Annotated in this window: 22 protein-coding genes and 1 pseudogene; 15 read left to right on the plus strand and 8 right to left on the minus strand. The window is 64.6% G+C overall.

Features of this window, described 5'->3' with window-relative positions:
* Nucleotides 1-75: 75 nt before the first annotated feature.
* A complete protein-coding gene (locus JL811_RS17845; RefSeq protein ID WP_420496790.1) occupies nt 76-774 on the minus strand; it encodes a winged helix-turn-helix domain-containing protein in 699 nt (232 codons plus the stop codon).
* The gene (locus tag JL811_RS17850) at nt 752-1,009 is read right to left on the minus strand and encodes a hypothetical protein (protein ID WP_337924765.1); all 258 of its coding nucleotides are present in this window, start codon (nt 1,007-1,009) and stop codon (nt 752-754) included. The genes JL811_RS17845 and JL811_RS17850 overlap by 23 nt, the downstream gene beginning before the upstream one ends.
* Nucleotides 1,010-1,340: 331 nt before the next feature.
* Between JL811_RS17850 and JL811_RS17855 the strand changes: the two genes are divergently transcribed.
* From JL811_RS17855 to JL811_RS17870, 4 genes are all read left to right on the plus strand, one after another.
* Nucleotides 1,341-1,913, plus strand: a complete 573-nt coding sequence (locus JL811_RS17855) for a hypothetical protein (protein ID WP_202690071.1) — start codon at nt 1,341-1,343, stop codon at nt 1,911-1,913.
* 124 nt (nt 1,914-2,037) lie between these two features.
* Nucleotides 2,038-2,673 (plus strand): ribonuclease HII, encoded by a 636-nt coding sequence (locus JL811_RS17860; protein ID WP_202690072.1) that lies wholly within the window; start codon nt 2,038-2,040, stop codon nt 2,671-2,673.
* A gap of 86 nt (nt 2,674-2,759) precedes the next feature.
* On the plus strand, nt 2,760-3,902 hold the full coding sequence (locus JL811_RS17865; protein WP_273542505.1) for a site-specific DNA-methyltransferase: 1,143 nt from the start codon (nt 2,760-2,762) through the stop codon (nt 3,900-3,902).
* Between the two features lie 237 nt (nt 3,903-4,139).
* The gene (locus tag JL811_RS17870) at nt 4,140-5,219 is read left to right on the plus strand and encodes a methyltransferase domain-containing protein (RefSeq protein ID WP_202690073.1); all 1,080 of its coding nucleotides are present in this window, start codon (nt 4,140-4,142) and stop codon (nt 5,217-5,219) included.
* Between the two features lie 19 nt (nt 5,220-5,238).
* Here JL811_RS17870 and JL811_RS17875 read toward each other — a convergent pair whose 3' ends face one another.
* Nucleotides 5,239-6,375, minus strand: a complete 1,137-nt coding sequence (locus tag JL811_RS17875; RefSeq protein WP_202690091.1) for an alkane 1-monooxygenase — start codon at nt 6,373-6,375, stop codon at nt 5,239-5,241.
* Nucleotides 6,376-6,428: 53 nt separating this feature from the next.
* Nucleotides 6,429-7,487, minus strand: a complete 1,059-nt coding sequence (gene mutY, locus JL811_RS17880) for an A/G-specific adenine glycosylase (RefSeq protein WP_202690074.1) — start codon at nt 7,485-7,487, stop codon at nt 6,429-6,431.
* Between the two features lie 116 nt (nt 7,488-7,603).
* Between mutY and JL811_RS17885 the strand changes: the two genes are divergently transcribed.
* From JL811_RS17885 to JL811_RS17925, 9 genes are all read left to right on the plus strand, one after another.
* Entirely contained in the window at nt 7,604-8,152 is a 549-nt protein-coding gene (locus JL811_RS17885) for a DUF721 domain-containing protein (RefSeq protein ID WP_237685049.1), read from the plus strand.
* Nucleotides 8,149-8,769, plus strand: a complete 621-nt coding sequence (locus JL811_RS17890; protein ID WP_202690075.1) for a DsbA family protein — start codon at nt 8,149-8,151, stop codon at nt 8,767-8,769. Before JL811_RS17885 ends, JL811_RS17890 begins: the two co-directional genes overlap by 4 nt.
* A gap of 3 nt (nt 8,770-8,772) precedes the next feature.
* Nucleotides 8,773-9,900 (plus strand): CaiB/BaiF CoA transferase family protein, encoded by a 1,128-nt coding sequence (locus tag JL811_RS17895; RefSeq protein WP_202690076.1) that lies wholly within the window; start codon nt 8,773-8,775, stop codon nt 9,898-9,900.
* Entirely contained in the window at nt 9,897-10,502 is a 606-nt protein-coding gene (locus JL811_RS17900; RefSeq protein WP_202690077.1) for a CDP-alcohol phosphatidyltransferase family protein, read from the plus strand. Before JL811_RS17895 ends, JL811_RS17900 begins: the two co-directional genes overlap by 4 nt.
* 64 nt (nt 10,503-10,566) lie before the next feature.
* Complete coding sequence (locus JL811_RS17905) at nt 10,567-11,763, plus strand: ABC transporter substrate-binding protein (protein WP_202690078.1); 1,197 nt, start codon at nt 10,567-10,569, stop codon at nt 11,761-11,763.
* Nucleotides 11,760-13,463: an ABC transporter permease gene (locus JL811_RS17910; protein ID WP_202690079.1), complete on the plus strand. Its 1,704-nt coding sequence runs from the start codon at nt 11,760-11,762 to the stop codon at nt 13,461-13,463. The genes JL811_RS17905 and JL811_RS17910 overlap by 4 nt, the downstream gene beginning before the upstream one ends.
* Complete coding sequence (locus tag JL811_RS17915; RefSeq protein ID WP_202690080.1) at nt 13,460-14,089, plus strand: ATP-binding cassette domain-containing protein; 630 nt, start codon at nt 13,460-13,462, stop codon at nt 14,087-14,089. The genes JL811_RS17910 and JL811_RS17915 overlap by 4 nt, the downstream gene beginning before the upstream one ends.
* A gap of 88 nt (nt 14,090-14,177) precedes the next feature.
* Nucleotides 14,178-15,074 (plus strand): L-threonate dehydrogenase, encoded by an 897-nt coding sequence (gene ltnD / locus JL811_RS17920; RefSeq protein WP_202690081.1) that lies wholly within the window; start codon nt 14,178-14,180, stop codon nt 15,072-15,074.
* Complete coding sequence (locus JL811_RS17925; protein ID WP_202690093.1) at nt 15,074-15,835, plus strand: hydroxypyruvate isomerase family protein; 762 nt, start codon at nt 15,074-15,076, stop codon at nt 15,833-15,835. The genes ltnD and JL811_RS17925 overlap by 1 nt, the downstream gene beginning before the upstream one ends.
* Nucleotides 15,836-16,021: 186 nt before the next feature.
* On the opposite strand, the gene JL811_RS17930 is transcribed toward JL811_RS17925, so the two are convergent.
* Genes JL811_RS17930 through JL811_RS17940 form a run of 3 tightly spaced genes read right to left on the minus strand, consistent with a single transcriptional unit; the run spans nt 16,022 to nt 17,517 of the window.
* Nucleotides 16,022-16,756: a CPBP family intramembrane glutamic endopeptidase gene (locus JL811_RS17930; protein WP_202690082.1), complete on the minus strand. Its 735-nt coding sequence runs from the start codon at nt 16,754-16,756 to the stop codon at nt 16,022-16,024.
* Nucleotides 16,757-16,816: 60 nt separating this feature from the next.
* Nucleotides 16,817-17,092, minus strand: a complete 276-nt coding sequence (locus JL811_RS17935) for a hypothetical protein (RefSeq protein ID WP_202690083.1) — start codon at nt 17,090-17,092, stop codon at nt 16,817-16,819.
* A gap of 20 nt (nt 17,093-17,112) precedes the next feature.
* On the minus strand, nt 17,113-17,517 hold the full coding sequence (locus tag JL811_RS17940) for a DNA breaking-rejoining protein (protein WP_202690084.1): 405 nt from the start codon (nt 17,515-17,517) through the stop codon (nt 17,113-17,115).
* 192 nt (nt 17,518-17,709) lie between these two features.
* Between JL811_RS17940 and JL811_RS17945 the strand changes: the two genes are divergently transcribed.
* Nucleotides 17,710-18,555, plus strand: a complete 846-nt coding sequence (locus JL811_RS17945) for a helix-turn-helix domain-containing protein (RefSeq protein ID WP_202690085.1) — start codon at nt 17,710-17,712, stop codon at nt 18,553-18,555.
* 58 nt (nt 18,556-18,613) lie between these two features.
* Here JL811_RS17945 and JL811_RS17950 read toward each other — a convergent pair whose 3' ends face one another.
* Entirely contained in the window at nt 18,614-19,087 is a 474-nt protein-coding gene (locus JL811_RS17950) for an oxidoreductase (protein WP_237685050.1), read from the minus strand.
* Nucleotides 19,088-19,147: 60 nt separating this feature from the next.
* On the opposite strand from JL811_RS17950, the pseudogene JL811_RS17955 reads away from it, so the two are divergent.
* Nucleotides 19,148-19,993 (plus strand): annotated as a pseudogene (locus JL811_RS17955) (IS3 family transposase); the annotation flags it as partial.
* Nucleotides 19,994-20,158: the final 165 nt, after the last annotated feature.

Genomic DNA, 20,158 nt, shown 5'->3' on the forward strand with positions numbered 1-20,158 from the left:
ATATAGGACCCATGCCCGGGTGATGCAAGCAATCGCCGGGTGTGCAGACGGAAGGTGTCGATATCCTTGCGCCGCTTATATCATGCGGATCACATCGCGCCCCACGGCCAGAACATAGCCGCGCCGGGCGATGGTCTTGACCAGAAGTTCGCTGACCATCTGATTGCCAAGCGCATCGCGCAGCCGCTTGATCCGCGTCGCTCCCGCCGCCTCCTCGCAATCTGATGCGTCGCGGCCCGAGATCACCGCCTCGATCTGCGCGCCGGTCAGCACATCATCATCCATCCGCGCCTCGGCCAGCACCGACAGCGTTTCAAGCGCGGCCTCGGTCAGGGCGAATTCCATGTCATTGATATAGACCGCGCGGGAATCGCGACTGATCAGGAGGGACGACACCTGAATCCCCGAGCGCTGGATTGCGGATATCCGGCGGTTCAGCGTGATGATCGTGACCAGAAACACAAGCGCCGCCACCATCAGCGCCGTGGCAAAGACCAGCAGCACGAAGATCACGACGCGGTAACTGGCCAGCACATCGGAAAAGGTGGTGCCCGACTGGGCAAGGATTTCCAGCAGGCGGATCTCGGCGCCCGAGGTCAGGCCATCACTTTCAACGAACAGCCGTTCCACCCGCGCGTTGAAGGCATTGGCGTCGGGCAGGTTCAGAAACAGCAGCACCGCCGCCGCGAACAGGATCAGCACGATGGCCGCGATCCCCCCGGCAACGACCCGGTTGCCGGCTTTCAGCGGATCAGAAACGGCGGAAGAACTCACCGGCACCGGCTTTCCTTTCTTCCAGACCTTCCGGTCCGAAAACCGAAATCACATTCAGCAGGGTCCAGCCCGCCGCCGACAGGCGCGGCGCGATGACCCTGGGCGCGGCCTGAACCGAACAGGCCGCATCGGACACATCCATCACGCCGTAATGCAGGCGGAGGGGATTGTCCTGCTTGGCCTTGTAATCGGCAAAGCATTCGGCCTGCGCCGCCCCTGCAAAAGACAGGGTCACAAGGACCGGAAACAGAATGGCCCGAAGGCATAGCGATCTGGGTCTGGGTCTGGGAATGGGTCGGGGCACGGGGGCAGACTCCTTCTGGCAGGGGCGGTGCGGATGCAGGGGTTCCGCCGGACCCTTGGCGACAATCTGCGCATCGGGGCCGGGATAATCAATATCGCAAGGGCCGCTATCGCATAACAGCGCCCCGATATTGCGCAGCAGCGGCCCGGGGTCCGAGGGTCGGGACAGGAACCGCCCCCCGGTCTGCCGCATCGCCCAGATGCAGGGACCGGGGGGCCCGAACCCCTTGCAGGCCCGATGGCCCCCTTGAGAAGGACACCCGATGTTGACCGAGAATTCACCCAATCTGCGCCGCTTCCTTGTGACTGTCGCTGCCGTCGTGACCGCCTTTGCACTGATGACTGCGGCGGCTGCCCTGCCCACCCGGGCGGCCGGGGCCGATCCGGTGCAGCCTGCGCTTGCAGGGGCGATGGATCTGCGGCTGAAGGCGGTTGAGGTCGATCACCGTGACCGTGACCGTGACCGCCCCGGCCTGCACCGCCGCGATGGCCGGGGGGAGGTCAGAGGCGTTCCGGCGCGTCCCCCGCATGTCCGCTCTCCCCATATCCGCCCCCCGCAGTTCCGGCCGCCGCACGCCCACCGACCGCATATGCAGCCGCCCCGGCCCCATCGCCCCCGCGCGATCGTTCTGCCTGCGAATTGCGAGGCGCGGACAAGCGGACGGCATGGCCCCCGCATGGTCTATCTGGCGCGCTGTCTGCAACAGGCCGGGATCCAGCGGGACCTTCCGCGCCGCTGCGAAATGCCGGTGCTGCTGCGGGGCCGGAACGTTCTTGCCTATGACCGGCATTGCCTGATCGAGGCGGGGTTTCGCCCGCAGGGGTTCTTCCGCTGAGGGCGGTTATCGCGGCGCCCGCCATCCTTCGGGGCGCAGCACCCCGACCCTTGCGGCAATGCCCCGCCCCTGCGCTGCGCCGAATCCCCTTGGCAAGGCGGGGCAGGGCGGGGAAAAGGGGGGCATGACCCGTCCTTCCCCCGATTTCAGTTTCGAGACCGCAGCCCTTGCCACCGGCGCCCTGCGCATTGCGGGGGTGGATGAGGTCGGGCGCGGCCCGTTGGCCGGGCCTGTCACGGCGGCGGCGGTGCGGCTGGATCCGGCCCGCATCCCTGCAGGGCTTGCCGACAGCAAGCAACTGGATGCCACGCGGCGTGAGGCGCTGTTTGTCGCGATCATGGATTGCGCCGAGGTGGGCATCGCCCATGCCAGCGTGGATGAGATTGACAGCCTGAACATCCTGCGCGCCAGCCATCTGGCGATGACACGGGCGCTGGCCCTGATCGCCCCGGTCGATCTGGCCCTGATTGACGGCAATCTGCTGCCGCGCGATCTGGCCTGCCCGGGCCGGGCCATTGTGAAGGGCGATGCGCGGTGTCTATCGATCGCGGCGGCCTCGATCGTGGCAAAAGTGACACGCGATCGCCTCATGGTGGATTTGGCGCAACAGCATCCAGGCTATGGCTGGGAGCGCAATGCCGGATATCCGACCAAGGCGCATCTGGCAGCGCTTCTAGATCTTGGGGTGACCCCCGCGCATAGGCGATCCTTTAAGCCAGTCCACAATATCTTGTATCAAGCTAAATCTGTAACCCCTTGATTCAATAAAGAATTTGACGGCGAATCAGCTTTGACTCATCCTTGATCCCAACAAGATGGCCGCAAAGGCCGGGGACAGAGGCAGAGATGACGATAAAGACCAAAGCACCGGGCAAAGCCTCGGGCAACACTCCGGAGGCAGCGCAGCTGCCGCTCAACCAGATCCTTGCGGGCGATTGCATCGAATTGATGAACAGCCTGCCTGCGGGTTCGGTCGATCTGATCTTTGCGGATCCGCCCTATAACCTGCAACTGAAGGGCGATTTGCACCGTCCCGATAACAGCCTTGTCGATGCGGTGGACGATCACTGGGACCAGTTTTCCAGCTTTGCCGCCTATGACCGGTTCACCCGGGACTGGCTGGCGGCGGCGAAACGGCTCTTGAAGCCGAATGGCGCGATCTGGGTCATCGGATCCTATCACAATATTTTCCGCGTCGGCGCGCAGTTGCAGGATCAGGGGTTCTGGCTGCTGAATGACGTGGTCTGGCGCAAGTCGAACCCGATGCCGAATTTCCGGGGCAAACGCCTGACCAATGCGCATGAGACGCTGATCTGGGCCAGCCGCGACGAGGCCGCGAAATACACCTTCAACTATGAGGCGCTGAAGGCGCTGAATGAGGGCGTGCAGATGCGGTCGGACTGGGTGCTGCCGATCTGCACCGGGCATGAGCGCCTGAAGGACGCGGCGGGCGACAAGGCCCATCCGACACAGAAACCCGAAAGCCTGCTGCACCGCATTCTGATTGCCACGACCAATCCGGGCGATGTGGTGCTGGATCCGTTCTTCGGCACCGGCACGACCGGGGCCGTGGCCAAGATGCTGGGCCGGGATTTCATCGGCATCGAACGCGAGGAGGCCTATCGCAAGGTGGCCACTGCCCGTCTGGCGAAGGTGCGCAAATTCGACGCCTCGGCGCTGGAGATCACCGGATCGAAACGCGCCGAACCGCGCGTGCCCTTCGGGCAGGTGGTCGAACGCGGCATGCTGCGCCCGGGGGAGGAGCTGTATTCCATCGGCAACCGCTACAAGGCCAAGGTCCGGGCCGATGGCACGCTGATCGGAAATGAGGTCAAGGGATCCATCCATCAGGTCGGTGCCGCCTATGAAAAGGCGCCGTCCTGCAATGGCTGGACCTATTGGCATTTCAAGCGCGACGGCAAGATGATCCCCATCGACATCCTGCGTCAGCAGATCCGGGCGGAGATGGACGAAAGCCGCCCGCACTGACCGCGCCTTCCTGATTACAAGTTTACGCCAGTGCCGCGGTCCGCCTGCGGCACAACTGCCCCGCCATGCATCTTGCCTGGCGGGGGTTTTTCATTCTAGGCTTTGCCTCAGTGCGCCCCTGATTTCTGCTTTCCCGCGCCCCGACCGACTTTTGACCGATACGATTGAGAACCCGATACCCCGATTGTCGAGCAACCCGATTCCGCGTTGCGAATTTGCAGGGAGATTTTTCCCGCCATGGCCGTGCTGACCGACACCCGCCGACATGCCGATCTGCGTGAGGCCGAACTGGCCCAGATCGCCGGACTGATTCTTGCCCAGCTTGCCCGCCGCCGCCCGGCCCGCCGCGGCCTTGCCGGGCTGCTGGACCGGTTCGACCGCAAGGTCCTTGATCTGCGCGCATCGCTGTCGAAATTTGAACGGCAGTTTCGCAGTGAGGGCGGTGAGCGTTCGAAAGACCGGGCCGAGATAGAGGAAAAGCGCCATTTCAAGCGGCTGCGCCAGCGGCTGCACGCGGCAGCGCGGATCTCGGATGCGCTGCGGCTGGTGCAGAAAGGCGCGGAATGGCCGCTTTATCCGCATCTGCCGCCGCGTCATGACCTGACGGGCAGTCGCATCGCGGCGCTGGATGGGGCCCTGATGACATTGCACCGGATGGTCAATCCCGCCCCGCAATCGCAGGTCGCGGGTGATCTGGGCTGCTATCCGGACATCCCCTTCAACGCCGCCGGGTTCATCACCCATGCCCATGCCGCGCTGCGTGTGGCGCTGGCGCTGCGGCCCGGCCGTGGTTTGCGCTTTCTGGATGTGGGCTGCGGCGGCGGCATGAAGGTTCTGCTGGCCTCGGGCCTTTTCGCGCAGGCCGAGGGGTTTGATTATGACCCGGCCTATGTCGAGGCGGCCGCAGGCGCCTTTCACCGGATGGGGGCCGCGCGCTGTGCGGCCTTTCACGCCAATGCGCTGACCTTCGCGGATTACGACCGCTATGACGTGATCTATTTCTTTCAGCCGATGGCCGACCCCGACAGTCTGCGCGCGCTGGAGGATCGGGTGATCGCGGGGGCACGTCCCGGCACGGTTATCATGGCGCCCTATCAGCGGTTTCATGCGCGCCGGGCGGACCTCGGCTGCGCCAGGATCGAGGATGCGGTCTATGTGACCGGCATCGTCGCGGAGGAGGCCGGGGCACTGGCGCAGGAGGCGCGGCGCATCGGGCCCGATATCCTGCCGCCCGACCGCCATATCCTGCCCGCCGCCCCGGACTGGCTGCGCGATCTGTGGCGGGCGGCGGCAGATAATGGATATCTGCCGGACTGACCGGCATGCGCTGCGCCGATCAACGCCCGGGCATCGGGTTCAGCGCCTTGTTATAGGGCTTCCAGTCGGTAATGTCGGGATAGAACCGCCGCCGCCAGTCGCGCACGCGCGGGTTCATCACCCGGCGCCACAAGGGCGGGACCATCGCGCAGGCGGTCATCACCGGATAGCCATAGGGAAGCTGCGGCGCCTCATCCTCGGAATAGTTCTGCAGCAGCGGAAAACGCCGGTCGGGCTTGTAATGGTGGTCGGAATGGCGCTGCAGGTTGATCAGCAGCCAGTTTGACGCCTTATGCGCGGCGTTCCAACTGTGGCGCGGCAGGACATGTTCATATTTCCCCGCGCCCAGATGGCGGCGGGTCAGCCCGTAATGTTCGACATAATTTACAAGTTCCAACTGCCAGACCGCAGCGCCCGCCTGCCACAGGAACAACAGCAGCCCCTGCCAGCCGCCAAGCGCCAGCGCCAGCAGGACCATGCCAGCCTGCAAGACCCCATAGCGCCAGAACGGGTTGCTGCGATGCCAGACCGGCAGGCCACGCCGCGCCAGCATCGCCTGTTCCGCCCCCCATGCCGATTTCAGACATTGCCACAGCACGCGGGGGTAAAAGCGGTGAAACCCCTCATTATAGCGCGCGGTCACCGGATCGCGTGGGGTGCCGACATAAAGGTGATGCACCCGCAGATGTTCGGACCGGAAATGACCATAGAGCACCATGGACAGCAGAAGATCGCCCAGCCAGCGTTCAAGCGCGGATTTCTGGTGCATCAGTTCATGGCTGTAATTGATCCCGACCGTGCCCGCGATCACCCCCATGCCGAAGAACAGCCCCAACCGCTCGGCCAGCCCCAGATGGGCGGCCTGCGGCACATACCACAGCAGCCAGCACAGCAGCAGGAATTGCAGCGGAAACCAGATCAGCGTCAGCAGCCGATACCAGAGCAGCCCGCTATCGGGGGTGGCGGGATCGGCGTTTTCGGTGTTCAGACCCGTCAGCGCGTCGAGGATCGAGAACATCACCCATCCCGAAAGCGGCAGCAAAAGCACCGTCCAGCCGCCCTGCAATGCGCCCAGAATGGCCAGCGGCACCATCAGCAGCGACAGCCAGAAAGGCAAAGCCGCGCGCAGGCGCGACAGATCAGGGGCAGGGGTCATGGCCATCGGATCACCTCATCCTTGCGCAGAGGATAGCGCATCGCGTCGCCCGCTCAACGTGGCAAAAACGCCTGTGACGCAAGATCATGTGCCTTGCGCATCAGGGTCGGCAGCGCGGTGGGGTCAAAGACCGACGGGGGCAGAAACTCCCCCCGGTCGGGATTGCCCGAAACCTCGGCCACCTCGACCGACAGGATCAGATGAAAATGGGTGAAAGTATGGCGGACCTCGCCGGCCGGGCGCCAATCCGCCGCAAACGGCGGGCTGGCGGGCGCGGGGCTGCGGCTTTCCCAATTGCTGCCGGGAAAGCCGGGCATCCCGCCCAGAAGTCCCCGGGGCGGGCGACGTTCAACCAGCAGCGCGCCATCGACAGGGCGGCGCGCAATCCAGACCGTGCCGTGACGGGTGGGCTTGGCAGCTTTCGGCACCTTGGCGGGCAGTTCCGCGGCGATGCCCTCTGCCCGAGCCATGCAGAAGGCCTGCAACGGGCAGATCCCGCAGGCCGGATTGCGCGGCGTGCAGATCGTGGCGCCCAGATCCATCACCGCTTGCGCGTGGTCCCCGGGCCGGTCCTGCGGTGTGTGCCGGGCGGCAAGGGCGGTCAGTTCGGGTTTGGCGCCGGGCAGCGGAGCCCGCACCCCGTGCAGCCGCGCCATGACCCGTTCGACATTGCCATCCACCACCACAGCCGCGCGGCCAAAGGCAATCGCGGCAATCGCGGCGGCGGTATAGGCCCCGATGCCGGGTAGGGCGCGCAAGCCCGCTTCGGTCTCCGGAAACCGCCCGCCGTGATCGGCAACCACCGCCCGCGCACAGGCCAGCAGATTGCGGGCGCGGGCGTAATAGCCCAGTCCGGCCCATTCGGCCATCACGTCGGCATCCGCTGCCGCCGCCAGATCGGCGACCCCCGGCCAGCGCGCCATGAAGCGGTGAAAATAGTCCTTCACCGCCGCCACGGTCGTCTGTTGCAGCATCACCTCGGACAGCCAGACGCGGTAGGGATCGGCCCGCTGCCCCGTTTGTGAAGCGTCGGGCGGCACGCGCCAGGGCAGGCTGCGGGCATGGATGTCATACCAGTCCAGCAGCGCGCGGGTTACATCGGCGTCACGCAATCTTTATGCCTTTCCCGGTCTTTCCGCGCCTTTCAGCCCGGCAAATCTCTGGCGCGACTGTGCCGGGGATCGTAGACAGAGACCAGAGAGAACCGACCCGAGGCCCCGCCCTTCGCATGAAACGTCCCGGCCCTTCCGCCAATGCCTCTGCCCCGGCCCCCCGCCGGATGCGCGGCTTTGAGGCGGCATCGGGATTGCTGAAGCAGCGCATCCGCGATGCGGGCGAATCCCGGGGATTTGCGGTCACGCGGCTTTTGACGGCATGGCCCGAGATTGTGGGAGAGGCGACCGCGCGCATGACCCGGCCGGTCAAGATCGGCTATGGCAAGGGCGGGTTCGGGGCGACGCTGACGCTGCTGGTGCAATCGGCCCATGCGCCGATGGTGCAGATGCAGCTTCCCGCGATCCGCGAGAAGGTCAACGGCTGCTATGGCTATAACGCGATCTCGCGTATCAGCCTGACGCAGACCGCCGCCAGCGGCTTTGCCGAAGGGCAGGCCGAATTTCTGGCCGCAGCGAAGGAACCCGCCCCGCCAGATCCCGCGATCCGGGCCGAGGCCGCCCGCAGCGCCGAGGGCGTGACCGATGAGGGGCTGCGAAAGGCGCTTGAAACCATCACGCAGAATTTCCTATCCAGAACCAGAACACCAAGAGGCAGAACATGAACAGACGGGATTTCATCATCACGGGCGCGGCGGCGGGTCTTATCCTTGCGGCGCGGCCCTCGGCGCTTTTCGCACAGGATGCCGAACTGCCCGAAGTGCCCGACCTTGTGCTGGGCAACCCCGATGCGACGGTCACGGTGACGGAATACGCCTCCTACACCTGCCCGCATTGCGCCACGTTCCATGACGCGGTCTTCAAGCCCTTGAAGCGCGATTATATCGACACCGGCAAGATCCGCTTTGTCTATCGAGAGGTGCTGTTTGACCGTTACGGGCTCTGGGCCGCGATGGTGGCGCGCTGCGGCGGTGAGATGCGGTATTTCGGCATTCAGGAAATGCTTTACAAGCAGCAGCAGGAATGGGCCGCCTCGGACAACCCGAATGAGGTGGTTGAAAACCTGCGCCGCATCGGACGTGTCGCCGGGCTTGAGGATGCGCAACTTGAGGCCTGTCTCAGTGACGGGGCCATGGCGCAGGCGATGGTCAACAAGCATGAAACCGATGCCGCAGCCGACAACATCACCTCGACGCCCTCGCTGGTCATCAACGGGGTGAAGCATGGCAATATGAGCTTTGCCGAGCTTTCGGGCCTGATCGACGCGGAACTGGCGAAGTAAGCTATGCAGTCTCCGCTTGCCGGTCTGAAAGTGGTTGAACTGGCCCGGATCCTTGCGGGTCCATGGGCCGGTCAGGTGCTGGCCGATCTGGGGGCAGAGGTCATCAAGGTCGAGGCCCCGGAAGGCGACGACACGCGCCGCTGGGGCCCGCCCTTCATCACCCGCGACGGCGAAAGTGCCGCCGCCTATTTCCACGCCACCAATCGCGGCAAGAAATCCGTCACGGTCGATTTCCGCACGGCCGAGGGGCAGGAGACGGTGCGCCGCCTTGTCGCCGATGCCGATGTGGTGATCGAGAACTTCAAGGTCGGCGGTCTTGCGAAATACGGGCTGGATTTTGCGGGCCTTTCGGCAGTCAATCCACGGCTGATCTATTGCTCGATCACCGGCTTCGGGCAGGACGGGCCCTATGCGCATCGCGCGGGCTATGATTTCATCATTCAAGGCATGTCGGGCCTGATGAGTGTCACCGGCGATCCCGATGGCCAGCCGCAGAAGGTGGGCGTGGCCGTCACCGATATCTTCACCGGCATCTATGCTGTCACCGCCGTTCTGGCGGCGCTGCATCAGCGCGGGGCGACCGGGCAAGGCCAGCAGATCGACATGGCGCTGTTTGATGTGGCGACGGCAATCATGGCCAATCAGGCGATGAACTATCTTGCGACGGGCACCGCGCCGACGAAAATGGGCAATGCCCATCCGAACCTTGCCCCCTATGCGGTGTTCGACTGCGCCGATGGCTGGATCATCATCGCCACCGGCAATGATGCGCAATACCGGCGGCTGTGCGATCTGCTGGGCCTTTCGGCGCTGGGCACCGCCCCGGAATTCGCCACCAACGCCGACCGCGTGACCAATCGCACCGCGATGACCGAGGCGCTGACGCGGGCCACGCGCCAGCGCAGCAAGTCCGATCTTCTGGCCGCCTGTGAAGGCGCGGGCGTGCCTGCCGGCCCGATCAATGACATGGCCGATGTCTTTGCCGATCCCCAGATCATGGCCCGCGCCATGCAGATTGCCCCGGGTGGCGTGCCGGGGGTGCGGGCGCCGATCGTGTTTTCAGGGGCAAGCCTTGCGCTGGACCGCCCCGCCCCGCGTCTGGGCGAACATCAGCACGAATTGCCGGAATGATCGACGCGGCGCTGCTGCCCCTTTTGCGCCGGGTACTGCATCCGGCGGCGCGGCGGCTTGCGGCCTCGGGGATCGGCGCGGATCATGTCACGCTGGCGGGGTTCGGGCTGGGTCTGCTGGCGCTGCCCGCACTGTGGGCCGGGGCGTATGGCGTGGCACTGGCGCTGATCCTGCTCAACCGCCTTGCGGATGGGCTGGATGGCGAGATCGCGCGCCTTCATGGGCCGACCGACCGGGGCGCGTTTCTGGATATCGCGCTTGATTTCCTGTTCTACGCGCTGGTTCCCCTGGGCTTTGTGCTGGCCGATCCGGGGCAGAACGCGGTTGCGGGGGCGGTGCTGATTGCCTCTTTCATCGGCACCGGGTCCAGCTTTCTGGCCTTTTCGGTGATTGCCGAACGGCGCGGCCTTACCTCGGCGGATTTTCCGAAGAAGGGGATCTTCTATCTTGGCGGGCTGACCGAAGGCACGGAAACGATTGCGGTTTTTGTTCTGTTTTGCCTGTTTCCGGACCTTTTCCCGATCATCGCCTGTGGATATGCGGCGGCCTGTTTCGTCACGACCTTGCTGCGCTGGATGCAGGGCTGGCGGGTTTTTTCGTGACCCCTTGAAACGTTTGCCCCTTTGCGACCGTATTGGAAATAACCCCCCGAAGACTGGAGAGTTCATGCGCCCCGTCCTGATCGCCGCCCTTTCGCTTGGCCTTGCCAGCCCCGCCTTTGCCGACCCCGACCATGCAGACTGGGCCGCGACGCTGGAGGCGGCAAAAGGCCAGACCGTCTATTGGAACGCCTGGGGGGGCGATGCGCGCACCAATGCCTTTATCGAATGGGTTGGGGATCAGACCGAGGCGCGTTACGGCGTCCGCGTCGAACAGGTGAAGCTGTCTGACACTGCCGAGGCGGTGAACCGTGTGATCGCGGAAAAGGCCGCAGGCCGGGACAGCGGCGGCTCGGTCGATCTGATCTGGATCAACGGGCCGAATTTTCTGTCGATGAAATCGCAGGGGCTGCTCTATGGCCCCTTCGCGGATGAGTTGCCCAATGCGCGCTATCTGGACCTGTCCGAGGGTTCTGCGGCGGTGACTGATTTCACCGTGCCGGTTGAGGGGTTCGAAAGTGCATGGCGTCTTGCCCGTTTCGTTCTGGTCTATGACAGTGCGCGCACCACACCCCCCGCGACCATGGCGGGGCTGGCGGACTGGGCCGCCGCCAATCCCGGCCGCCTGACACATCCGGCGGTCAGCAACTTCATGGGCTCGACATTTCTCAAGCAGGCATTGATCGAACTGACCCCTGATCCTGCCATTTTGCAACAACCTGCCACGGATGAAAATTTCGATGCGGCCACTGCGCCCTTCTGGGACTGGTATGAAACGCTGCGCCCCAATCTGTGGCGCGGCGGTGAGACATTTCCCGAAAACCAGTCGGTGCAGCAACAGATGCTGAATGATGGTGAGGTGGAATTCGGCGTCTCCTTCGACCCCGCCGCCGCCGCCAGCGCGATTGCCGAGGGGCTGCTGCCCGAGACCGCCCGCGTCCATGTGCCCGAAGGCGGTTCCATCGGCAATATCAGCTTTGTCGCGATCCCCTTCAACGCGGCCAATCGCGAAGGGGCCGAGGTGGTCGCGAATTTCCTGCTGGAACCGGCAACGCAGGCGCATCAGCAGAATATCGAGGTTCTGGGCAGTTTCTCGGTCCTCGATCCGTCGAAACTGGGCCCGGCGGAACAGGCACTTTTCGCGGCGCTGCCCTCCTCGCCCGCGCTGCCCGCACTTGAGGATCTTGGCCCCACCCTGCTGGAGCCGCATGCAAGCTGGATGTCCCGGCTGGTCGAGGTCTGGACCGAACGCTACACGAAATGACGGGTGAAGGCCGCGCGCTTCGGCTGGCGGTTCTGCTGCTGGTCATGGGGGGGCTGGTGCTGCCGATTGCGGCGGGGTTTGGCGGCACGGCACTTGCCGCTTTCGGCCATCTGCCCGCCATCGGGTCTGAGGGGCTGAGCCTTGAACCATGGCGACAGCTTTTCGCGCTGCCGGGTCTCTGGACCAGTCTGCGGCTGACCCTTGTGACCGGCATCGGGTCCACCCTTCTGGCCCTTGCACTGGCGGCGGGGTTTCTGGGGGCCACCCATGGGCGTCTTGGCGCGGGCGCGCGGGCGCGGCTGCTGGCGCCGTTTCTGGCGGTGCCGCATGCGGCACTGGCCATCGGTCTTGCCTTTCTGATTGCCCCTTCCGGCTGGATCGCGCGGGCGCTTTCCCCATGGGCAACCGGCTGGGACCGTCCGCCCGATCTGGCCACGGTGAATGACACCGCCGGTCTGGCGCTGATGCTGGCGCTGCTGATCAAGGAAGTGCCTTTTTTCCTGCTGGTCATGGGCTCGGCCCTTGCGCAGCTTCCCCTGCGCCAGACCGAGGCACAGGGCAGGGCATTGGGTTACGGGCGCGGCGTGGTCTGGATGAAGCTGATCCTGCCGCAGCTTTACCCGCTGATCCGTCTGCCGGTTTTCGTGACACTGGCCTATGCGCTGTCGGTGGTGGATATGGCGATCATCCTTGGCCCCTCGAACCCGCCGACGCTGGCCGTGGCCATCACACGCTGGTTTTCGGCGCCCGAGACGCGACTGATCCTGCCCGCCTCGGCAGCGGCATTGTTGCAGGCGGGGATCGTTGCGGCGGCAATCCTGATCTGGTTGCTGGCCGAGGCGCTGATCCGCAGGATCGGCCATTGGTGGATCTGGCGCGGCGGGCGGGGTGTGTCGTCAGAACCGGGGCTGCGGTTGGCGGGCGTGGCAGTGCTGGCCCTGATGGCACTGGGGGCGCTGGCGGTTCTGTCGCTTCTGGTCTGGTCCTTCGCCTTTCGCTGGTCCTTCCCCGCCGCCCTGCCTGAAAGCTGGTCCTTGCGTGGCTGGCAGGGGCAGGGCTGGCGGCGGGCGCTGGAAACCACGCTGATCCTGGGTCTGGTCAGCACCCTGCTGTCGCTGACGCTTGCCGTCGCCTGGCTGGAAGGTGAGGATCGCGGCAGGCGCAGCCGCGCAGGCTGGGCGCAGGGTCTGATCTATCTGCCGCTGCTGCTGCCGCAAGTGGGGTTTCTTTACGGGCTGAATGTTCTGTTTCTGCAATTCGGACTTGGTGGCGGGCTGTTTGCGGTGATATGGGCGCAGATGTTGTTCGTTTTTCCCTATGTGATGCTGGCCCTGTCCGATCCGTGGCGCGCATTGGACCCGCGTGCCCTGCGCGCGGCGGCGGCCCTTGGGGCCAGCCCGGGCCGACAGTTCCGGACCGTGAAACTGCCGATGCTGGCGGGACCGCTGATGACTGCCGCCGCCATCGGCTTTGCCGTTTCCGTCGCGCAATATCTGCCGACGCTGTTCATGGGGGCGGGGCGGGTGGCAACGCTGACGACCGAGGCGGTGACGCTGTCCTCAGGTTCGGACCGGCGGGTGGTGGGGGTCTATGCGCTGTTGCAGGCGGCGCTGCCCTTTCTGGCCTATGGCGCGGCGATCATTCTGCCTGCGCTGATCTGGCACGACCGGCGCGGCATGACCGGCGGAGGACCCGCATGAGCCTTGATCTGATCGGCGTCACTGTCAGACCAAAGGGCGGCGCGGTCCTGTTCCCGCCCCTGACCCTTCGCATCGCGGCGGGGGAGGTCACGACCGTGATGGGCCCGTCGGGCGTCGGCAAATCCACGCTGCTGGATGCGATTGGCGGGCATCTGGCCCATGGATGGGCGCTGCAGGGCGAGATCCGTCTGAATGGCCGCGACCTGCGCCCCCTGCCGCCCGAGGCGCGGCGGATCGGGGTGCTGTTTCAGGATGCGATGCTGTTTCCGCATCTGTCGGTCGGGGCCAATCTGGCCTTCGGCCTTGCGCCCGGGATCCGGGGTGAGGCCCGGCGCGCAGCGGTTGAGCACGCCCTGGCCCAGGCCGGGCTGGAGGGCTTCGCCAACCGCGACCCTGCCACATTGTCGGGGGGGCAGCGCGCACGCGCCGCCCTGATGCGCGCGATCCTTGCAAGGCCGCAGGCGCTGTTGCTGGATGAACCCTTTTCACGCCTCGATGCCGGGTTGCGCGGTGAAATCCGCGCCTTCACCTTCGACCATCTGCGCGCGGCGGGCATTCCGGCGCTGCTGGTCACCCATGATGCGGGCGATGCGCAGGCCGCCGGGGGCGCGCTGGTCAGCCTGTAATTTCGCGCCCTGCAATCTGGTATACCGGATTTTCGTGGCATACGCCGCCACTTGCGTTATGGTCGGCGCGAAACGGCAGGAGGATTTCATGACGCAGGATATCGCGGTGATCGGGCTGGGCTCCATGGGCTATGGCATGGCGCAATCGGCGTTGCGGGGGCAGCACAGGGTTTACGGTTTCGACATTGCGCCCGAGGCTGTGGCGCGCTTTCAGGCCGAGGGCGGCAGTGGGGGCCAACTGACCGAGATTGCCGGACAGCTGGATGCGGTGGTCGTCGTGGTGTTGAACGCGGCCCAGACCGAGGCGGTGCTGTTCGGTGAGGCGGGCGTGGTTGCCGGGCTGAAACCCGGCGCGGTGGTTCTGTCCTGCGCGACCGTCGCCCCCGATTTCGCCCGCGCCATGGCCGCGCGCTGCGAAGGGTTCGGCGTGCATTACCTTGATGCGCCGATCTCGGGCGGAGCTGCCAAGGCGGCGGCGGGGCAATTGTCGGTGATGGCCTCGGGCAGTCGCGCGGCCTTTGCCGCCGCCCGGCCCGCGCTGGATGCGATGGCACAGACCGTGTTCGATCTGGGGGACGCACCGGGCGCCGGTTCGGCGATGAAAGCGGTGAACCAGTTGCTGGCGGGCGTCCATATCGCCGCCATGGCCGAGGCAATGACCTTCGGCATGACCCAAGGTGTTGCACCCGAGAAATTCATGGAGGTGATCCCGAAATGCGCGGGCACCTCATGGATGCTGGAAAATCGCGGGCCGCATATCGTGGACGGGGATTACACGCCCCGGTCCTCGGTCGATATCTGGCCCAAGGATCTGGGCATCGTTCTGGACATCGCGAAGGGCGCGAAATTCGCCGCCCCCGTCACGGCGGCGGCGCTGCAGCAATTCCTGGCCGCCTCAGGTTCGGGTCTGGGGCGTGAGGATGATGCGGCGGTTGCAAAAGTCTATGCACGCAATGCAGGGCTGGCCCTGCCGGAGGGAAAATGATGCGGTTTTCTGCAAATCTGGGGTTTCTGTGGTCCGAACTTTCGCTGCCCGACGCGATCCGCGCGGCGCGGGCGGCTGGGTTCGATGCGGTGGAATGTCACTGGCCCTTTGACACACCGGCGGCCGAGGTGAAGGCGGCACTGGCGGAAACCGGAATGACCATGCTGGGGCTGAACACAAGGCGCGGCGATCTGACGAAAAAGGAAAACGGTCTGTCCGCCCTGCCGGGGCGCGAGGCCGAGGCCCGCGCCGCGATTGATGAGGCGATGGGTTATGCCGCCGACATTGGCGCAGGGGCTGTGCATGTCATGGCTGGGTTTGCCACCGGACCGGCGGCGCGGGCGGCCTTTGTCACCAATCTGCGCCATGCCTGCGCCAGGGCGCGGGGGATCGACGTGACCGTTCTGATCGAGCCGCTGAACCGCTATGACGCGCCCGGCTATTTCCTGACCACAACCGCGCAGGCGCAGGAGATCATCGCCGAAGTGGCCGAACCGAACCTGCGGCTGATGTTTGACTGCTATCATGTGCAGCTGATGGAGGGCGATCTGAGCCACCGCATCGCGGCGCTGATGCCGCTGATCGGGCATATCCAGTTCGCCTCGGTTCCCGACCGGGGGCCGCCGGATGGCGGAGAGGTTGCCTATGGCCATATCTTCCGGCTGATTGACAGTCTGGGCTGGGACCAGCCGCTGGGCGCGGAATACAAGCCAATGGGACCGACCGGCCCGACGCTGGGCTGGATGCAGGAGCTGCGCTAGGGGAATGCGGCAGAGGTGCGGGCCGTCTGCCGAAAATAGCCCGGGAAAGGGGGCGCATCCATCATGCGCCCCGGACCCCGTCATTCCGGGCGCGGAAATCGGGCCTGGATGGTGGGCCCAGATCCAGAGCCATACCCAGCGTTTTCAGGCCGGTTTTGGCATCATGCGACAGGGTCATCGCACATCTCAGGTCCCGGTCGCGATGGGCGCATGACCCATGGCGAAGGTGATCAGGAAACCGGTCCAGTCATTCAGGATATGCGCGCCCGCCGAAACCCACAGGTTGCGCGTCACGATATAGGCCAGCGTCAGGAACACCCGCGCCGCGCCGATGCCGATCAATGCCTGCCCCCAATGCCAATCATAGGTCGGCAGATGCGCCGCACCGAAAATCAGGGCCGAGACGATCAAGGCGATCCATATTCCCGCGCGGCGTGACAGGCCCAGACGGGTGACACAAAGCCACAGAACGGCAAGGAAGGGCACAATCCCCAACAGTTCTTCGCCGATCAACTGCGGTAGGGTGGGGATCAATCTGGCGACTAGATCAAGGATGGTCATGCTGGCGAATGTGTCAGATATCGGATTATGGCTGAAGGACACGAATTGCGAGAGGATCAACCCTGAAACCATCGACCCGGCCAGCGTCAGAAAGCCGAAGAAAATCATCAGCCCGACCTGCCGGATCCCGACCGGGCGGAACAGCGCGATCCAATGCGCCCCCGCCACCCAAAGCAGGCCAAGCAACGGGATGAGCAGGAACAAAAGTGCCGGGAACAGGCTTTGCGGAAAGCCTTGCATCGGCAGCAGGGACAGCGCCGCAAATCCCAGCGCCAGCGCCGCCATCAGGATCAGCCACTGCCGCCCCTCCAGCAGAACGGGCCGACCCGCGTAAAACGGGAAATCCGGTTTTTCAGTCATGGGCGGTCTGCCTTGCTTTCGGGGCCTGCGGGGGCACGAGTCGTGCCCCCACCGGAACATTCAACCATAGGGGAACAGTTCTTTCACCCTGCCGCTGGTATCGGTGCGGCAGATGGTCATGTTCTGCCCGTTATGGGTCAGGAACATCTGGACACCCGAGCCATCACGCAGGGGCGCGGCGCTGACCACCTCGATGAAGGTGGGCGTGGTGGCTTCGCGGTAGGCCATCGCTTGTTTGCAGACCTGCACATCCTCGGGGAATTCGCTTGGGCTGGACGCCCCCTCGACACAGGCCGACAGCGCAAGCGCGCCCAGCAGGAACAGGGGATATTTCATGGTCTTCTCCATCTTTGGGGTTATTCGACGTAAAGGGTCAGGGTGTAATTCGCCGTCTCGCCCCGCCGCGCGGCATTGCGCATCAGATAGACGTCGATGACATATTTGCCGCTGGACGGGATGGTGACGGTGGTGCCGTTGCCGTCGATCGAACCGTTATACAGCGCCGCATTGGCGCCGGGCGCGGTGATGTTGAAATAAAGGCTGGCATTGCCGGAATCGAGTTGCACGCTCATCTTCTGGCCCGCTTTGACACCAAGGCTGTATTGAACGGAAGCGTAGCCCTTGACCCTGGAATTGATGGCCGAGCCCGAGGTTCCGGGGGCGAAATGCACGGTTTCGCGACGGATTTCATCGGCCAAGGCAGGGGCGCCTCCGATCATCAGCAAAAGGGCCGCAATGCGGCTACAGCTGCGCAGGGTCATGGAACAGTTCCTTTCAGCGAAGGCCGATGTGGTTTTTCAGGGCCGCAGACCCTCAATACACGCCAGGATTGAAAAAAATTGTTTCGCGCGCTGCCGCAGTGGTCCAGTCTTGCGCAGGGGGGGGGCAGCATATGGCGCGAAAACATGCAGGATCATGGTTTCAGACCAACCTGGAGCACGGGCGCAAACGATGTGCCGCAACTGTTCCACCGCACCGACCGTTTCCGCTTTCTCGAACCGGGGGGAAGGCTGGCCGTTCGCCGTGTCTGCGCAGCGCAGATGGTGCTGGCGCGCGTATGGTCCACCGGGCATGACGTCACGCTGGAAGAACCCGAGCGGCTTACGGTCCTGTTCCCATGGGCGGGACGGATCACTTGTGCCGTGCAGGATGACATGATCACGGCCATGGCGGGCGGCATTCTGGCCTTTGCGCCGAATCGGCGGCAGACCGTAGTCGCGCGCCCGCAGAACGGCCCCTATATGGCGGATGTTCTGACCCTTCCCCTGCGCTTCCTTGAAGAGGTGCAGCGCGACGAGGATTTGCGGACAGGTCCTGTTCGTCCACGACCGGACGCCCTTGGTTCCGTCATGTCCCGCATTCGCCTGCGCGCAGGCCGGATGCTGACAACCGGGCTGCTGGAACCAGAGACCTGTGACGACATTGCCTGCGATCTGACGCTGGCGCTTGCCAATACCGACCATCCTGTCCGCTTGGCCGGAGGGCGGCGTGTGGATCTGGCCATCGCGCTGATGCGGGACCGCTTTGCCGAGCCGATCTCGATGGCGGCGCTGGCGCGCACTCTGGGATGCAGTAGCCGAAGCGTGCAAACCGCCTTCCGCGAGGCGGGCCATGCCACCCCCCAAGAGGTTCTGGCCGGGATCCGGCTGGATGCCGCACGCGTCAGGCTGCTGTCGGGCGAAGCCAGTGTCACCACATGCGCGCTGGACAGCGGCATCAACCATCTGGGGCGGTTTGCCCATGCCTATCGCCGCCGCTTTGGCGAAAATCCGGCGCAGACTCTGTCGGCAAGGGGCTGAGGACTGCAGAGGAATCGGGTCTGAAGACATGGCGGCTCCGTCGGAGGCTGAAACCACCTTAGGTTGCGCCTGCCGTCCCGCAATCCGGAATGCGAAGAATGCGCGCGGCCTGCGCAGAAAGGTGCATGGCTGAGGCAAATGTCGCGCAGGCCGGATCGACCACCCAGACCGAGGCCTCGGGCGCGATGGCAGACGGGGCCACTGGCAGCCTGTCTGCATGAAAGCTCGCATGGCTCATCCGGCAGACATGCCACAGTTGCTGCATGATGCGTCCGCCCGCCGCATGGACCGTATCCATCTCCTTGCGCCCGCCCGCCACCTGTTCGGCAGAATGGATGCCGGGGGTGAAGCTGTAGCCCTGCCCCTGTAGACTGATCTGCGTCTCCTCGGTGATGATGATCCCGGCCGAGGCCCGTTGGGCCCAATATTCCGCCATGAGCCCGGTCGGAACATTGCCCGGCTGGGCCGCGCGGGCGCGCATCATCGGCGCCATGACGATGCGCGATGGCAGGGTCAGGCTGCCGTGGATCAAGGGAAAAACAGAGTGTTCATTCTAAACCTCGGTCTGGATAATCAGGTTGGAAATGGCGGGCGCAAGGCTCACCGCCGCGAGATGGCCGAGAAGGCGGTGGCGCGACACAAGGTCAGCATTGCCCGGGCCTGCCGGGTCTCCGGGGTCAGCGAAACCTGCTATCGCTATGGCCCGATGTTAAAGGCCGAGAACGAGGAGACCGCCGATCTGCTGGTTGGACTGACCGATGCCCGCAAGACTTGCGGGTTCGACTTATGTTTCCTGCATTTGCGCAACGTGAAGGGCCATCCCTGGAACCATAAACGGGTCTACCGCATCTACTGCGCGCTGAAACTGAACCTGCGGATCAAGCCGCGCAAGCGGCTGAGACGGGACAAACCGGGTGCGCTGGCGGTGCCTGAGGCCCCGAACATCACCTGGTCGATGGACTTCATGGCCGAACGGCTCGGTGATGGACGGGCGTTCCGGCTGCTGAACGTGCTGGACGACTTCAACCGCGAGGGGCTGGGCATTGAGGTCGACTTCTCGCTGCCAGCCGAACGGGTCATCCGCAGCCTTGATCGCATCATAGAATGGCGTGGCAAGCCCGGCACCATTCGGGTCGATATCGGCCCGGAATACATCAGTGGCAAGCTGCCGATATGGGCCGAGAAACAAGGGATTACCATCAAGCACATCCAACCCGGACAGCCACCGCAGAATGCCTACATCAAGCGCTACAACCGGACAGTCCGACACGACTGGCTCGACCAATACATCATCGAAACCATTGAGGAGGCTCAGGACTTTGCCACGCAATGGCTCGGGACATACAACAACGACCGCCCGAACATGGGCATCGGCGGCATCACACCCGCACAGAAACTGTTTCCGAAGGGGGCGCAAAGCGACAAAATGGCTGCGTAAGTTCGACGAATGCACCCCGTTAGAAATGGGGGATTACCCTATCTGCCCATCGAACTGGTCGAGAAACGGCAGGTCGCCACCGAAGAGCCCGGCATGGGCCTGTCCAGGCGCGAATTCGGCGTGCTGGAACTTTTGGCCGAAGGGATGCCGAACCGGGAAATCGGC

This window comes from Szabonella alba (genome assembly GCF_016765775.1).
GTDB classification, from domain to species: domain Bacteria; phylum Pseudomonadota; class Alphaproteobacteria; order Rhodobacterales; family Rhodobacteraceae; genus Szabonella; species Szabonella alba.

Bases quoted from the DNA above. Each gene is read 5' to 3' on its own strand.
- JL811_RS17915 (WP_202690080.1), top strand. From the start codon at position 13,460: ATGAGCCTTGATCTGATCGGCGTCACTGTCAGACCAAAGGGCGGCGCG.
- JL811_RS17895 (WP_202690076.1), top strand. From the start codon at position 8,773: ATGCAGTCTCCGCTTGCCGGTCTGAAAGTGGTTGAACTGGCCCGGATC.
- JL811_RS17865 (WP_273542505.1), top strand. From the start codon at position 2,760: ATGACGATAAAGACCAAAGCACCGGGCAAAGCCTCGGGCAACACTCCG.
- JL811_RS17930 (WP_202690082.1), bottom strand. From the start codon at position 16,756: ATGACTGAAAAACCGGATTTCCCGTTTTACGCGGGTCGGCCCGTTCTG.
- JL811_RS17855 (WP_202690071.1), top strand. From the start codon at position 1,341: ATGTTGACCGAGAATTCACCCAATCTGCGCCGCTTCCTTGTGACTGTC.
- JL811_RS17900 (WP_202690077.1), top strand. From the start codon at position 9,897: ATGATCGACGCGGCGCTGCTGCCCCTTTTGCGCCGGGTACTGCATCCG.
- JL811_RS17910 (WP_202690079.1), top strand. From the start codon at position 11,760: ATGACGGGTGAAGGCCGCGCGCTTCGGCTGGCGGTTCTGCTGCTGGTC.
- JL811_RS17905 (WP_202690078.1), top strand. From the start codon at position 10,567: ATGCGCCCCGTCCTGATCGCCGCCCTTTCGCTTGGCCTTGCCAGCCCC.
- JL811_RS17870 (WP_202690073.1), top strand. From the start codon at position 4,140: ATGGCCGTGCTGACCGACACCCGCCGACATGCCGATCTGCGTGAGGCC.
- ltnD (WP_202690081.1), top strand. From the start codon at position 14,178: ATGACGCAGGATATCGCGGTGATCGGGCTGGGCTCCATGGGCTATGGC.
- JL811_RS17935 (WP_202690083.1), bottom strand. From the start codon at position 17,092: ATGAAATATCCCCTGTTCCTGCTGGGCGCGCTTGCGCTGTCGGCCTGT.
- JL811_RS17885 (WP_237685049.1), top strand. From the start codon at position 7,604: ATGAAACGTCCCGGCCCTTCCGCCAATGCCTCTGCCCCGGCCCCCCGC.
- JL811_RS17940 (WP_202690084.1), bottom strand. From the start codon at position 17,517: ATGACCCTGCGCAGCTGTAGCCGCATTGCGGCCCTTTTGCTGATGATC.
- JL811_RS17925 (WP_202690093.1), top strand. From the start codon at position 15,074: ATGCGGTTTTCTGCAAATCTGGGGTTTCTGTGGTCCGAACTTTCGCTG.
- JL811_RS17890 (WP_202690075.1), top strand. From the start codon at position 8,149: ATGAACAGACGGGATTTCATCATCACGGGCGCGGCGGCGGGTCTTATC.
- JL811_RS17860 (WP_202690072.1), top strand. From the start codon at position 2,038: ATGACCCGTCCTTCCCCCGATTTCAGTTTCGAGACCGCAGCCCTTGCC.
- JL811_RS17875 (WP_202690091.1), bottom strand. From the start codon at position 6,375: ATGACCCCTGCCCCTGATCTGTCGCGCCTGCGCGCGGCTTTGCCTTTC.